The organism is Parajatrophihabitans canadensis, from assembly GCF_053764775.1.
Map to the genome: position 1 here is coordinate 1,782,552 of NZ_CM132445.1, position 13,348 is coordinate 1,795,899.

Sequence of the window (13,348 nt, forward strand, 5' to 3'; positions counted from 1 at the left end):
CCCGTTCGTAGCCCAAGCTGCACGCCACCGGCTGGAATCGCGGAGTGCGCGCTACCCAGTTGATGGGTGGCCGCGATATACAGTCCAGAACGCTCGGGCAGAGACGTTCGGCTCAGAACGGTCGCGTCCCGCTTCGGGCGCCCACAAGAGGGTGCAATCGGGCAGGACGATCCATTAGGTGCGCGGAGGGATGCATATGAGGCTTCAGAGCGGGCGAGTTGCGGTCGTGACCGGCGCGGCAAGTGGCATCGGATTGGCACTCGCTTCGGCCGCTGCCGAGGCTGGCCTGAATCTTGTCCTCAGCGATATCGACGACGTGCGGCTCGAAACGGCTGCGCAGACATTGCGCCCATACGGTGTCACGGTCGAGACAATAGCCGGGGATGTATCAGATCCCTCACTGGTCGACCGTATCGCGGACGCCGCCTTCGCGCTGGGATCGGTGCAGCTGGTGTGCTCGAACGCCGGCATCGTCGTGCCCGGTCGGGTCTGGGAGATCTCCCAACAAGATTGGCATCGAGTGCTGGATGTCAATTTGTGGCCCACGATTCATGTCTTCCGCGCCTTCATACCGCGGCTGATTGCCGCGGGCGAGCCGGCCCATCTGCTCGTCACGGGTTCGATGGCATCGGTCACTGCGAGAGCGGGCATTGGCCCCTACGTTGCTTCGAAGCATGCATTGCTCGGGTTGGCCGAGACCACCTTTCACGAACTGCGCCAGGCCGAGGCCCCGATCGGTGTCACGATCCTGATGCCCGGACTGGTCGTTACCGGCATGGCACAAAAAGGTGTGAGCATGCCGTCGGCACTGAGTTCGGAGCAGGTCGCCGCGATCGCGCTCGACGCCGTCTCCGACGACCGGCTGTTCGCGTTCACCCACCCCGAGCGGGTGCCTGAGGTCAAGCGCCGCTTCGCCGCCATCGTCGCCGGTCAAGCGCCCGAGGCGCCCTGACCAGTCGTTCCAGCATCTCTCGCCGAAGGCGACTACTACATCTCTCGCCGAAGGCGACTACATCAACCGAAAGGCATGCCATGGATCTGCTCATAGGCGACAAGGTATTCATCGTCGCCGGTGGTACCTCGGGGATGGGCTTGGCTGCCGCCACGGCCCTCGCTGGCGATGGCGCGACAATTGCCGTCATCGGCCGGGACGCGGCGCGCGCTACCGCCGCTGCCAACGATGTAGCTGCCGCGGGCGCGAAGGCAGCGATCGGTCTGGCTTTCGATGTCAGCCAGCCGGGCAGTGCTCAGGCTGCTGTCGCTGACGTGGTCGAACGTTTTGGCAGGCTGGACGGCGTTGCCGTGACCACTGGCCTGATCGGCCACGAACCATTCGACATCTCCGACGACCGGTGGATCGAAGTGATGCGTGACGTGCTGCTGGGAACGACCAGAACGGTCGAAGCAGCGTTGCCGCACCTAGCGGTCAACGGCGGCACGATCGTGACAACCTCGGCGTATTCGATCCGGTCTCCCGAGATCGCGCGGTTGCCGTACTCGGCGATGAAGAGTGCGGTCGCTACCTTCACGAAGGGAATCGCAAAGACGTACGGGGCGCAGGGCATTCGTGCCAACTGCATCTGTCCCGGCGCGATCGAAACGAGCGGACTGCAGCAGTTGCGCGCACACACGGCCGAGACTCGCGGCATCCCGTACGAGGAAGCGCTGGAACGAATCATGGTTGAGGAGTGGGGATTGGAAATCGCCTTGGAACGGCCGGGCAAACCTGCCGAGGTCGGTGAGCTGATCGCGTTCCTGCTATCGCCGCGGGCTGGCTACCTCACGGGCTCGCTTATCAACATCGACGGAGGCACCAACTTTTAGGTCGGTAACCGAACCTTCAGCCAACCGCAGGAGCGGCCGTTACAGGCCCGGGGTAGGCATCAGCACCACGCGCCAGCCGTCCGGGTCTTCTATCGTGACGCCGCCGTTGTCTGACCAGAACGGATTTTCGGCAGCGACTGCCGGGTAACCAAGCTCTGCGAACCGGTTGGACACGAGTTGCTGGGCAGCTGCGGTCGCGAAGTACATCACGAGCAGATTGTCTCGAGTGGGTGCAGGACACGGACTCCCGTTCGTGTGGGAAGTGAATTCAAGATGGTAGTCGGTGCCGGGCAAACCGAACATCACCCCGCTGTAGCCGGCGTGGGCGTCGAAACGGAATAGCTCGACGAGGCCTAGGCCGTCCCGATAGAACCGTGTCACCGCCTCGAGTTGGTCGGTGGGGCGCGCCACGCGGACTTGGGCGACGGGTGTGTCATCTGGCCAGTGAATATCTGCTGCCATGGTGCTCAGCCTCTCATTCGTTGCACGGCTAGGTCCGAATACGGCCGCGTTGGACAGCCTGTTCGGGCCTGTATCGCTGAGCGCTCTGCTCGCCGAGCCCGATTAACGCCGACGGCCGATCGCGACCCCGGCAGAGTCGTCGATCGAGAACCGCCATGAGGTGCTGGACTCCCACTCGATCAGCACCTCGCGCTCGCCTGGTCGATCCACATCGTCCAGCACGACGGTTGCCGCCGGCGCCAGCTTGGGATCGAATGCACTTAGCGCGGGGGCACGTCTGAGCCCGTGCCCGACAGCGTATGCAGGCGGGCCGTCCACCACAAGCAGGTCGATCTGATCACGAATCTGCACCAAGGCCGTTCGGTCGTACCAAAGGGGCTGGCCCGTCAGCGGCGCGTGAATGACCTGTGCCACGCCATCCAGTGATTCGCGTTGCAGCAGCTCGGTGACGAGCCTGGCCCAATCTGCGTCGTGCTCCAGGGCGACGATGGTCGCGCTCCCACCGAGCTGGCGAAGCAGTCGGGCGAGCACCACGGTGCTGACCCCGCTGCCGCATTCGACTATGTTCGATCTGCGGCCAAAAAGAATCTCGTTGCAAACAAGGACCAAACCGCTCGGTCGCATCGATCCGGTGCCCCACGGCAGGTAGTTTCCCGCATCGAGCAACGGTCGGAGAATATGCCAGGCGTGCAGGTCCTCGGCATGGCGGGGGTTGGCGGTGAACCCGGTCATTGTTGCTCCGTCCGGACTCGGTGTTCATGCGAGTCTCAATAGGAAGATGCGTAGTGTCGCGCGGGAAAACTGCGCATGAAACCTAGATGAACAAAGGCCTTTCCTGGGTTTCAGGGCTTCGTGGACTCGCTCGGAACTCCTACAATAGCGACTCCGGGTAGCCAGCGAGGGCGACCCCGAGACCGGGACGGCGGACTGATCATGCACGTCATTCGCGTTCTGGGAAAGCTCGAGCCGGGCGGCGCTCAACTTGCACTGTTGCGACTGTCGGCCGAGCTTGATCGCAGACACGGCGTGCGCACCACGCTGTTGGTTGGTGATGCCACCGAAGAAGGTTTGCGGCTCGCTCAACGGTACGACGTGCAGACGATCGCCTTTCGTACCGCATTCTCGTTTCACCCGCTCAGAAACCTTCAGTGGCAGCTCTCCACGGAATTCGCATCGTGGCTGTCGGACAAGTTGACCGACGCCGATCTCGTGCACGCGCACATGGTTGGCGCCTGGTGGGCCGTCGGACAGGTCATCGGCAGCACTCCGTTCGTCGCGACCGAGCACAACGAGGTGAACTGGTCGAGCGGGCGCGTTCGCGCCCTACAGCCGGTGGCTGCTCGGGTCGATCGGTTCTATGCCATGGGTCCATCGGCGCGGCAGTTTGCCGTTGACGCCGGTGTCGGCAGCGACGTCATTCGGCACGCTCGATCACCGGTGGCCGGGCTCGACACGGCGGCGGGCTCAGGGTTACCCAGTCCCCGGCTGACCTTCGCAGGACGGTTCAGCTCTGACAAGGGACCGGACGTACTCATCGAGGCGCTCGCCATACTCGATCGGCCTGATGTCGCCGCTTACCTGCTTGGCGACGGCCCGATGCGCCCCGCGTTGGTCGCCGAGGTCGAGCGGCGTGGTCTGGCCGGACGGGTCTTTGCCCCTGGCTGGGTGGACAATCCCTGGACCTACATCGCCGGCTCCACCGTCCATGTCGTGCCGTCCCGTGAGGAGGCCTGGTCGCAGAGCGCGGTGCTCGCGCTTGGTCTCGGCGTACCCGTCATCGGAACCGAGGTCGACGGTTTGATCGGCACTCTGTCGGACGCGCGTGGATTGACCGTCGCTGCCGATGATCCGCAAGCCCTAGCCGCCGCAATCGCGCAAGTACTTGGCGGGTCGACCACCATCGACTCGGCGGCCGGGCTGAGCTACGCGAGGGAGTTCACACCGGCCCGGGTCGCGGACTTTTACCTGGCCGACTATGCGGACCTGGTGAATGCGCCGAGTATGGAGTGGACGGCCGCCAAGGTCAGTTGAGCCTGATCCTCATTCGTCGCCGTCCCCGGTCCAGCAGCCGAGCACGTCGGAGGCGATCTCGTAGGCAAGGTCGGTCCGCTTCTGCTTTTCTGATCCAAAGACAACGGGCAGGCCGGTGGCGTTCACCTGGAGTGTCTCGTTGTCCTTGATCACTACTGCGACGCCGGCAGGGGTGCCATAGGCGCGTTCTCCTAGACCGATCAACGTCGTCGTGGGCGCGAGCTTGGTACGAAGGGTCTCGAAGTAGGAATTTGCCACCGCATCGGTCTCTGAATGCTGGACGGAGAGAACCAACGGACCCATCGGAAGGTCGTACGTGCACGTGTACAGATTGTCGATGAACGTCGACTGAGTCGTGGCCGGCGCTGACAACTTGAGGACTTGCTTCACCTGGCCGCCGAGATCATCTCCGCAGATCTGCAGCGCGGTCTTGCTCGGCCCCACCGCCTGAGCCGTACTCGCGGCGACGCTCGAAGTCGGTGCGTGCGGTACGGCTCCCTGAGTTGACGTGCAGCCGGCTACGGCCAAACCCAGTGCGAGCAAGGCCAACGGCCAGGGATGTCGCTTCATCGGGGTTTCTCCTTCGGACGGTTACGGTCAAAGATCATGGGGCAACGTGGCTGGCGACGAGTGATGCGTAGGCCACGATGTTGTTCTCGTAGTTGTGGGTGCTGAGATCGAACTTGCCGCCGCAGGTGATCAATCTCAAAGCGGCATTATCGGTGTTGCCATACACCTCGAGCGTTGGAAAGTGATCCTTCGGATAGGACACGACTCGGTCGACCCGAAAGACCGCCACCATACGGTCGGCTCGCGTCACACTGACCTGATCACCAGGGCGTAGCGCTCCGAGTTTGAAGAAGACGCCCGGCCCGTACTCGGCGGAATCGACGTGGCCCAGCAGGACACTCGGTCCGAGCTGTCCCGGTGACGGCGAGTTTCGATACCACCCGGCGCGTGAGTCCTTCCCCAAAGGGGGAACCTGCACGGTCTTGTCGGGATTGAGACCGAGCTGTAGCAGGCTACTGTCCACTCCGATCGCCGGGATGCTCACGTGCGTCGGCGTCGAGGCCTTCAAGATCGGCCCGACCGTCGCCGGCATTGCCTTCGCTCGTGTGCCGGCTGTCTGCTCGCCGGCACTCGAGGCTCGCGGCGTCGCAACGCGAGGTGCCGTCGACTGTGCGATGGCCGCCGAGGCGGGTGGTTGTGGAGCATGCTGCTGTGCGCGTTGGGCGATGATGAGGGCTGCGACGCCGACGAGCACGAGCAGCACGGCCATGGTGAGCCACACTCGGCGTGCACCGCGGCCGTGCTGCTCGTACTCGGTCATGTGTTCTCAGATCCCGTCTGGTTCAGGCTCAGCTGTCAGCGGCTGTCCGGCGGCGCAATGCGAAACCGCCAGCGACGACACCGGCGGCGACCAACCCGCCGCCAATACCGATGAGCGACTTGTCTTCGGTTCCTGCTGTGCTACCGCCTCCGGTGCCTGCGCTACCGCCCGGAATGCTGCTCATCTGCGACGCGACCAGCGTTCCGCACAGCGCAGGCGAGGTTGCTGCCAACGGCAGGGACGGAACGAGATCGCTCTTCTCACCCTGGGCAGTTGTGCTCAACGTTGCCGGATCCAACCCATGCACCACGACGACGGCGGTACCTGCTTTGAGTGAGGCCAGGGTCTTTGCGTCGAGGGTGATCGTCCGGTTGTAGTCGGTCGAGGCGCCCGCGGGTGCAACGGTCAGGGTCGTGCCCGCTGCCGGGCTGGTGTCGCCCGAGGTCGAGAGCGTGGTACCGATCGCACCATAGCTGGGTGCGCCTTCGGTTGTGCTGATCACGCCGTCCTTGTTGGTATCTGCCGCTGTCGTGGGGCATTGACCCATTGCGCCGATGTGAATGTGCTGCACGTGGGGGTAGGGGCTGCCGTTGAAGGTCGCTGCGAGGCCGTCAAAGTGTTCGGTGATGGTTGCCTGTGATCCATTGAGCTGGATCATGACGCTGCCCGAGCCGGTCGAATGGTTGAGGGCATCTAGCTGCGCCTGGTAGGTGGTGCTGTCGGCGGCCGAGGCGATGCCGGGCAGCGTCAGAATTGCCGCGCCGAGGGCAACCGCCGGTGCGATCAGCAGTAGGGATTTCTTCACGTTTCCTCCGAAGAGTTTGCCGGGCTAGGCCCGAGCTATGGATGGAACTCTGGGATGGTTCGGATCAACGAGCGGGTTCGGATTGCCTTTTTCGGGAAAGGCCGATCAGTGCCGCCGCTCCTGCAAATGCTTGTGCGACCGCGCTGATCTCCTTCTTTGCAAACCAAAGCGGCTCGTACATCGATGGGATCGGGCCGAACGCTGGTACATCGACATACCTGTAGAGCAAGATCGCAGCGAGACCGCCAAGTGCGACCGCCAACGCAACTAGATATGCCGACCGGGTACCACGGACGAGGACGTACACCGCCGCCAGACCGGCCACGACCGCCTCGACCCTGAAGAGGTTGCCTTGCCCGATACCGCCCGGTGCCGCGAGCTGATAGCTGGAGGCGAGCTGCGCGTGTACAACGGCGTCGACTGCCAGCCCGGCGGCGGTGGTCAAGCGGAGAGCAGCCCCGCGTGTCACGTGTCGGCGGGTCGCCAGGGTCGTCATTTCACGACCAGAACTCCATGCATGTTCGCGTGGTACGTGCAGTGAAACGGGTAGCTGCCTGGCGTCATGGGTGCCTTGAACGTCACGGTCGCACCAGCATCGGCCTTTGCATCAAAGGCATTTCCGCTGTCGGCGGTGACGGTGTGGTTCTCGCCGTCCATGTTCATGACGCTCACCGTGGCGCCTGGGCTAACCGATGTCGGTGTCGTGTATTTGAACGAGCTGATGTGAATCATTGCCGCCGACTGGGCAGCGCCAGCCATCGATGAGGCCATCGACGAAGGTGTAGATCCCGATGCCACGGTTGACATCGGCATCGACATCGGGCTGGATGCCGCGGACCCTCCGGTCTTGGCGGTTGTGTCGGTCGAAGAGCTGCACGCCGCCAGCGCAGCGGTCGAAATGGCGAAAGCGGCCACGCAGAGGGCACTCAAGCGGATCAACCGCCGGCGCGGGCTGGGTCTGGCCGCAGTAAGGGGCATGGCTGCCGCATCGTGCGCTGTCGGCATCGGGTCGCCTCCTGATCAATGTGGACTGCGACCGAGCGCCGAAGCCATCAAAGGTTCTTCGTCGCCACCGATGATTTGGATCGTTTCGCCTGGCATCGCACTAACGTGACAGGCTGGATCTCAGCTCTTGACCTTTCCGCTCGCATACCGGCGGCCTGGGATCTCGAGCGGATCGCAGCTGTGGTGAGATCAGTGGGTGAGCCGTGAGGTCGAAGAATCGAATCGTCGGATGCTGCGCGCACGCGATGCGATGGACCGGACCTATTCCGAGCCTTTGGACATAGCCACGCTGGCCGGCATCGCGTACGTGTCGCAAGCGCACTTCATCCGCACTTTCAAGGCCACGTTCGGAGAAACGCCGCACCGATATCTGCAGCGCCGGCGGGTTGAGCGGGCCATGTTCAGGTTGCGCGAGTCTGAGCAGAGTGTGACCGAGATCTGCATGGAGGTTGGTTTCACCAGTCTCGGGACGTTCAGCCGCACGTTTCGCGAGATCGTCGGGGAATCGCCGTCGGCCTATCGTCTGCGTGCCGACGTCGTCGCGGTACCGTCGTGCTTCGCGATGGCGTGGATGCGTCCGAGCAGTTTTGGATAAGCAGCCCAGCTGCCGGTTCGATAGCGTCGTCGCCATGTTGAACTCACTGTCACAGTCCCAGGTATTCGTACTCGACCAGGACGAGGCGCTCGACTTCTACGTCGGCAAGCTCGGCCTTGAGGTGAACACCGACGCCGATATCGGCTTCATGAGGTGGCTCACGGTCAATGTCCCAGGCGAGCCCGGACGTCAGATCCTCTTGGAGAAGCCCGGCCCACCTGCCATGGATGAGGCAACGGCCGAGCAGGTCCGTGAATTGGTGACCAAGGGTGCCATGGGTGGCTGGCTGATCTTCACCACCGACGACGCCCAGCAGACCTACGACACGCTCATCTCCCGCGGTGTCGAGATAACCGACGTCCCCACTGAGCGTCCCTACGGCATAGATTTCGGACTGCGCGACCCGTTCGGTAACAACATTCGCATCGGGCAACTGACACCACCAGCCACCTGAAGCCGCGGGCAGCGCCAGCCGAAGAGCGCGCCCGGTTGGCAGCCACTGTGGCGCCTTGCCCGAACCTCGCTTGTGATCGGGCATCTGTTCGGGCGGTCCGCCATTCGTTCAGTCAGCCTGGGTATTGAGCGCGTCCGTGGCGTCGGTTGCCTCGCTCGCCGCCGCCAGCGCTCCATCGATTGTGCGTTGCACGTGCCGGGCTCCGATGCGCTGGAACAGCTCGTCGGATTCGAGCTCAGACCGGGCGGTGCTTGGCAGGGAAACCAGCCACAGCTGGATTCCTTGACGGTCAAGCTGTTTGTGCAGCTGGCTGATCGAATCCATAACCGGCAAGCTGAGCCGAAAACTCGCGCTCAAGACCAATAGCAGGTTCTTCACCGGCGGCGTTGCGGGTTTACTTGCCAACGCCAGCGTTTCCTTTCGCAGCCGGTCGGCGTTGCCGAAGAACAGACCGCCGTTAGGTCGGATCACAAGCACCCCCGACAATTGGGTAACGTCCGGGTTGGCCGCGGAATCCTCATACAACCCGCTCGGACCTCGACCGAGGATCGCGAGCTCTGGAGCGCTGGCGCGTGCGATAAAGAGGATGAGCGATAGTCCGACGGCGATGATCAAACCAGGGAGCAAATCGAAGACGAGGACACCAAGCAACGCCGACATAGCCACTGCAAAGGATTGACGATCCCGTTGCCAATAAAGCTTCAGCGTATCTAGGCGCAAAAAGCCACGGACCGCGACGATGACGATTGCGCCCAGCACTGGCTCTGGCAGCTGGGTGAACAGTGGCGTTAGAAACGCCGCTGTTATCAGAACGAATACGGCCGCGATCAACGACAGCATCTGTGTCTTGCCACCTGCTGCATCCGCCGCTGCGGTGCGAGAGGCGCTACCCGACACGGCAAAACCGCCGAACAATCCAGCTGCGGCGTTCGAGGCGCCCATACCGATCATTTCCTGATCGGCCTCGACTTCATACTCATGCGCCTGAGCGAATCGGCTGGAAATCGAGAACGACTCGGCGAAGACAATCAAAGCCAGCCCGAATGCACCACCAAGCAGCTCGACGAGCTGGCCGCTGCTCACGTCAGGAATCCGTGGCGTCGGCACGGAGGACGGAATCTTGCCGACAACCTCGACGCCGTGCTCGTCAAGATTGAAAATATACGAGCAAGCGATACCCGCAACCAGCACGGCGAGTGATGACGGGACTTTGGCCAGGTATCGCTCCAGCGCCAGCAACGCCGCGATGGCAAGCACGCCGACAACGATTGTTGTGACCGACCAATCACTGATATGCCTGAGCAGATGTCCGGCCCGTTCAAAGAAGTCGCCGTCGCCGGTGGAGATGCCAACGATCTTGCCAAGTTGGCGAACCACGATCGTTAGCGCCATTCCGAACAAGAACCCATGTAGGGCAGATTCGGCAAGAAAATTGGTGATGAATCCCATTTTCAGCATGCCGGCAACAATCAGGATCACCCCGGCGACCAAACCCAACGCTGCCGAAAGCTGGATCTGTTCCTTCGGATCGGAGGACACTGCGGCGACCGTCGATGCCGACAGGATCGCCGCGGCTGAGGTAGCACCGACGATCAGGTTGCGGGACGACCCGAAGATCGCGTAGGCCAGGAGGGCGACGGGGGCAGCATAGAAGGCATTCTGGGGCGGCACACCGGCTATCTGGGCATAGGCCACCGACTCTGGAACGACAATCGCCCACGCAGTGAGCGCGCCGATGAAGTCACCACGCAACCACCGGCGCTGGTAGCTACGACTCCACGTCCAGACGGGTATGTACCGCTCGAGGACTCTGACAGCCGTGGCCATTCGGCAAACGCTAGCCAGCTGAGGGGCAGATCTTCGTCACCCCGGCAGAGTGAAACAGCAGCGACGACCACCCAGGCCCACCCATGACAGCGGAGATCCCGCGCCTGGACATCACGCGCTGTGGGTGAGCCGCAAAGCAAGCGTTCACGGCATTCTGTGAGACGAGTCGGCGCTGCCGAGCTTGAGCTGATCAGACCGGAAGGACAACTCTCATGTACACCAGTGCTAACGGGGACGTAGACCTAGCTCCTTCGCGAGCGACTGCATGGGTGGGCTGGATCGTGTTCGCGGCGATCATGATGGTGGTGTCGGGGATCTACGACATCATCTGGGGCATTGTCGGCATAACTCGCGACGAGGTGTTCGTTTCCGGTCGGCGAGGCAATGTGGTCAATCTCAGCTACACCACCTGGGGGTGGATCAACCTCATCGTCGGCATCGTGGTGCTGGTCGCCGGGCTTGCGCTCTTCACCGGAGCACTCTGGGCCGGCATCGTAGCTATCGCGGTGGCCGCGCTGAGCGCCATCGGCAATCTGCTCGTCATCGCTTCCTTTCCGGTCTGGTCAGTCATTGTGATCACGCTTGACGTGCTGGTCATCTACGCAATTACGGTTCACGGCGACGAGATGCGAACGAACTAAACCGTGTCATTACCGTCGGGCGGCATCACCGGCGCTGCTGGTTGACCCACGCCAGCGCTTGGTCGTATGCCTCGCGCGTAGACGAGCCGACCACTAAATCCGCGCGGACGATGTGCATGTCGTCGGCCGACTCGAAGCGATCGAATCGACTGAGCTGCTTCCATAGCGCCGGATCTACCCCGCTCAGGAACAATTGACCGCCGCCGGCCCGGATGCGTCGCAGATAGTCTTCGACGACAACGACAAACGTCGCGCCGACCATGGTGCGACCACGAAGGCGAAGCACGACCGCTGACGAACGTGCGAACGTCGGATCCGGGAGCTGACTCTGCAGGGTCCGTGCGCCGGCGTAGTAGAGGCTGCCGTAGATGTCCAGCACGGTGACGGCTCCACTCGGGAGTTTCTCCGGCGCAGGATGCTCCTCGAAGCCGCTGCTGGTAGGCACCAGAGCGACGACTCGCAGATCGAGCGCCTCCTGATTGAGTTGTAGCAACAGTGCGATTGCAATTCCGATGCCGACCGCAGCGGCAACAGGCAGGAAGAGCGTTCCTGCAAAGGTGGTTACCATGCCGACTCTGGAGATAGCGCTGGTACGCCAGATGGTCGTGATCTGGGTGATCCTGAGCGAACCCAGTGCCGCGATGATCAGTACGCCGGACAGCGTCGGCATCGCCACTTTTCCGACCAGGTCCGCGAAGACCAGCAAGATAATCAACATCCAGAGTCCAGCGAAGATTGATGCCCATCGGGTACGCGCGCCGGCCGAGACGTTGACTGCAGTCTGGCCGACCGAACCTCCGACTGGTTGCCCTTTGAAGAGTCCACTGGTGATGTTTCCGACCCCTTGCCCGATGAAGTCCCGGTTGGCGTCGGACAATGTGCCGTCCGGATTTGGTGCTGCTTCGGCGACCCCGGCGCCTTGGACGAGCACGATTGCCGCCACGGCGAACGCCCCGGTCAAGATCGGAAAGCTGAGCTCGCTCAAGTGCGGCAGTTGTGGCAACGGCAGACCAAGCGGAATCTCTCCCGAATCGTGCACTCTGGCCACGCTCTGCGCGCCGACCGCGATCACGACGACTGTGGGCAAAGCCAAGGCGAGCAGAGCACTCACCGATTTCAGCGGAGTTCGGGACAGTGAGTAGGTGATCGCCATAGCTGCCAGGCCGGTCAGCAATGACGGGAGCATAGACCAGGAGAGATGAGTCAGCGCATCGATGGCTTTTGCGAGATTGAACGAACCGTGCGCATCATAGCCCAGCATATGTGGCACTTGTCCGAAGATGATGTTGAACGAAACTCCGGTTAGAAACCCGATCATGACCGAATGCGGCACGAACCTGGTGTAGCGGCCGAAATGGAGCAGACCCGCGGCGATCATCACTGCCCCTGCGAGGACAGTGAGCAGGAACAAGGCGTCGGGCCGGTGCTGTTCGTCGACTCCGGCTACGGCCGAGCCCGCGGCGAGCGCGGCGGCGGTCGTCGTGGTTACGACCATCAGCTTGGTCGAGGTCGAGGCGCCGCCGCCGATGGGCCCGGCAAAGCTGGCATAAAGCCCGTGCACCGGACTGACTCCGGCAAGCACGCTCGTGGCCATCCCGTCGGGCACGCTGCTGATCGCGTCGGGCAATCCGGCCAGCAGATCGGCGCGAAAGGTCGCCTTTGCAGGTAGCGCCCGGCGAAATCCCGGCAGCAGTCTCCGCAAGTTGGGGCGGGTGCCATTCGGCCATTTCACGTCACGTTCACCGACTGAAGTGCGTGCTCCCGCGGGCGGGCTGCAACTCGCGGCCGTGGACGGCGATGGCGTAGATGACGGTCACGTCCATGGCGATCACGACCAGGGACCACACCGGATATGCGAATAGCAAGAGGAGATGAACGACCACGCTCAGCAGGGACAACACGATCGCCGACAGTTGTGCCGGACGCGAGCCGGCCAGCAGGGCGACGCCCACCGCGAGACTGACTACCCCGAGGACGATGGTGATCCAACCCCACACCGGGTAGTCGACGTCGAAGATGTTGCCGGACGGCGCGACCACAAAGAACTCGTCGCGTACGAGGGCAACCAGACCCCAGATGGCCGTGAACAGGCCCGAGAGGATGAGCATCGCGCCGCCGAAGACTATCCAGCCGACCCAGGCGGACATTACCGGCGCAGACTGTTCCGTTCGTACGTCCATTATCGATTCCTGTCTCTCGACGCGTGCCGATCGGGCAGTGTGTGGCTTCGGGTCTTCGAGTCCAGCCCCTTCGAGTCCAGCCCCTTCGAGTCCAGCCCCTTCGAGTCCAGCTTGGCCTGAGCCGGCCCGTCGCTGCTCATGCTTGCGGGGTGAGGCCTCCTAACGCCATGGGCAGCAGGCTGCAAATGAACGAC

The 13,348-nt window shown here is 62.9% G+C and carries 16 protein-coding genes; 6 read left to right on the plus strand and 10 right to left on the minus strand.

Features of this window, described 5'->3' with window-relative positions; genetic code table 11:
- Nucleotides 1–196 precede the first annotated feature (196 nt).
- On the plus strand, nt 197–952 hold the full coding sequence (locus ACSMXN_RS08675) for an SDR family NAD(P)-dependent oxidoreductase (RefSeq protein WP_022911458.1): 756 nt from the start codon (nt 197–199) through the stop codon (nt 950–952).
- Between the two features lie 80 nt (nt 953–1,032).
- Entirely contained in the window at nt 1,033–1,824 is a 792-nt protein-coding gene (locus tag ACSMXN_RS08680; RefSeq protein WP_022911459.1) for an SDR family oxidoreductase, read from the plus strand.
- 39 nt (nt 1,825–1,863) lie between these two features.
- Here the strand turns inward: ACSMXN_RS08680 and ACSMXN_RS08685 are convergent, their stop codons facing one another.
- The gene (locus ACSMXN_RS08685; protein WP_022911460.1) at nt 1,864–2,286 is read right to left on the minus strand and encodes a VOC family protein; all 423 of its coding nucleotides are present in this window, start codon (nt 2,284–2,286) and stop codon (nt 1,864–1,866) included.
- 102 nt (nt 2,287–2,388) lie between these two features.
- The gene (locus ACSMXN_RS08690; protein WP_022911462.1) at nt 2,389–3,018 is read right to left on the minus strand and encodes a class I SAM-dependent methyltransferase; all 630 of its coding nucleotides are present in this window, start codon (nt 3,016–3,018) and stop codon (nt 2,389–2,391) included.
- A 201-nt stretch (nt 3,019–3,219) separates the two neighbouring features.
- Between ACSMXN_RS08690 and ACSMXN_RS08695 the strand changes: the two genes are divergently transcribed.
- The gene (locus ACSMXN_RS08695) at nt 3,220–4,317 is read left to right on the plus strand and encodes a glycosyltransferase (RefSeq protein WP_022911463.1); all 1,098 of its coding nucleotides are present in this window, start codon (nt 3,220–3,222) and stop codon (nt 4,315–4,317) included.
- Nucleotides 4,318–4,326: 9 nt separating this feature from the next.
- Here the strand turns inward: ACSMXN_RS08695 and ACSMXN_RS08700 are convergent, their stop codons facing one another.
- From ACSMXN_RS08700 to ACSMXN_RS08720, 5 genes are all read right to left on the minus strand, one after another.
- The gene (locus tag ACSMXN_RS08700; protein WP_022911464.1) at nt 4,327–4,887 is read right to left on the minus strand and encodes a hypothetical protein; all 561 of its coding nucleotides are present in this window, start codon (nt 4,885–4,887) and stop codon (nt 4,327–4,329) included.
- A gap of 34 nt (nt 4,888–4,921) precedes the next feature.
- The gene (locus ACSMXN_RS08705; protein ID WP_022911465.1) at nt 4,922–5,647 is read right to left on the minus strand and encodes a class F sortase; all 726 of its coding nucleotides are present in this window, start codon (nt 5,645–5,647) and stop codon (nt 4,922–4,924) included.
- A 28-nt stretch (nt 5,648–5,675) separates the two neighbouring features.
- A complete protein-coding gene (locus tag ACSMXN_RS08710) occupies nt 5,676–6,452 on the minus strand; it encodes a hypothetical protein (protein ID WP_022911466.1) in 777 nt (258 codons plus the stop codon).
- A 64-nt stretch (nt 6,453–6,516) separates the two neighbouring features.
- On the minus strand, nt 6,517–6,948 hold the full coding sequence (locus ACSMXN_RS08715; protein WP_022911467.1) for a hypothetical protein: 432 nt from the start codon (nt 6,946–6,948) through the stop codon (nt 6,517–6,519).
- Nucleotides 6,945–7,457, minus strand: a complete 513-nt coding sequence (locus ACSMXN_RS08720; RefSeq protein WP_022911468.1) for a cupredoxin domain-containing protein — start codon at nt 7,455–7,457, stop codon at nt 6,945–6,947. The genes ACSMXN_RS08715 and ACSMXN_RS08720 overlap by 4 nt, the downstream gene beginning before the upstream one ends.
- Nucleotides 7,458–7,653: 196 nt before the next feature.
- On the opposite strand from ACSMXN_RS08720, the gene ACSMXN_RS08725 reads away from it, so the two are divergent.
- Both ACSMXN_RS08725 and ACSMXN_RS08730 read left to right on the plus strand, forming a co-directional pair.
- Nucleotides 7,654–8,052: a helix-turn-helix domain-containing protein gene (locus ACSMXN_RS08725; protein WP_022911470.1), complete on the plus strand. Its 399-nt coding sequence runs from the start codon at nt 7,654–7,656 to the stop codon at nt 8,050–8,052.
- 34 nt (nt 8,053–8,086) lie between these two features.
- A complete protein-coding gene (locus tag ACSMXN_RS08730; RefSeq protein ID WP_022911471.1) occupies nt 8,087–8,506 on the plus strand; it encodes a VOC family protein in 420 nt (139 codons plus the stop codon).
- 108 nt (nt 8,507–8,614) lie between these two features.
- On the opposite strand, the gene ACSMXN_RS08735 is transcribed toward ACSMXN_RS08730, so the two are convergent.
- Nucleotides 8,615–10,333 (minus strand): SulP family inorganic anion transporter, encoded by a 1,719-nt coding sequence (locus tag ACSMXN_RS08735; RefSeq protein ID WP_051148719.1) that lies wholly within the window; start codon nt 10,331–10,333, stop codon nt 8,615–8,617.
- A 212-nt stretch (nt 10,334–10,545) separates the two neighbouring features.
- On the opposite strand from ACSMXN_RS08735, the gene ACSMXN_RS08740 reads away from it, so the two are divergent.
- A complete protein-coding gene (locus tag ACSMXN_RS08740) occupies nt 10,546–10,974 on the plus strand; it encodes a DUF7144 family membrane protein (RefSeq protein ID WP_022911472.1) in 429 nt (142 codons plus the stop codon).
- A 25-nt stretch (nt 10,975–10,999) separates the two neighbouring features.
- Here the strand turns inward: ACSMXN_RS08740 and ACSMXN_RS08745 are convergent, their stop codons facing one another.
- Complete coding sequence (locus ACSMXN_RS08745) at nt 11,000–12,706, minus strand: sulfate transporter (RefSeq protein ID WP_022911473.1); 1,707 nt, start codon at nt 12,704–12,706, stop codon at nt 11,000–11,002.
- Nucleotides 12,707–12,713: 7 nt separating this feature from the next.
- Nucleotides 12,714–13,154 (minus strand): DUF7144 family membrane protein, encoded by a 441-nt coding sequence (locus ACSMXN_RS08750; protein WP_022911474.1) that lies wholly within the window; start codon nt 13,152–13,154, stop codon nt 12,714–12,716.
- Nucleotides 13,155–13,348 lie beyond the last annotated feature (194 nt).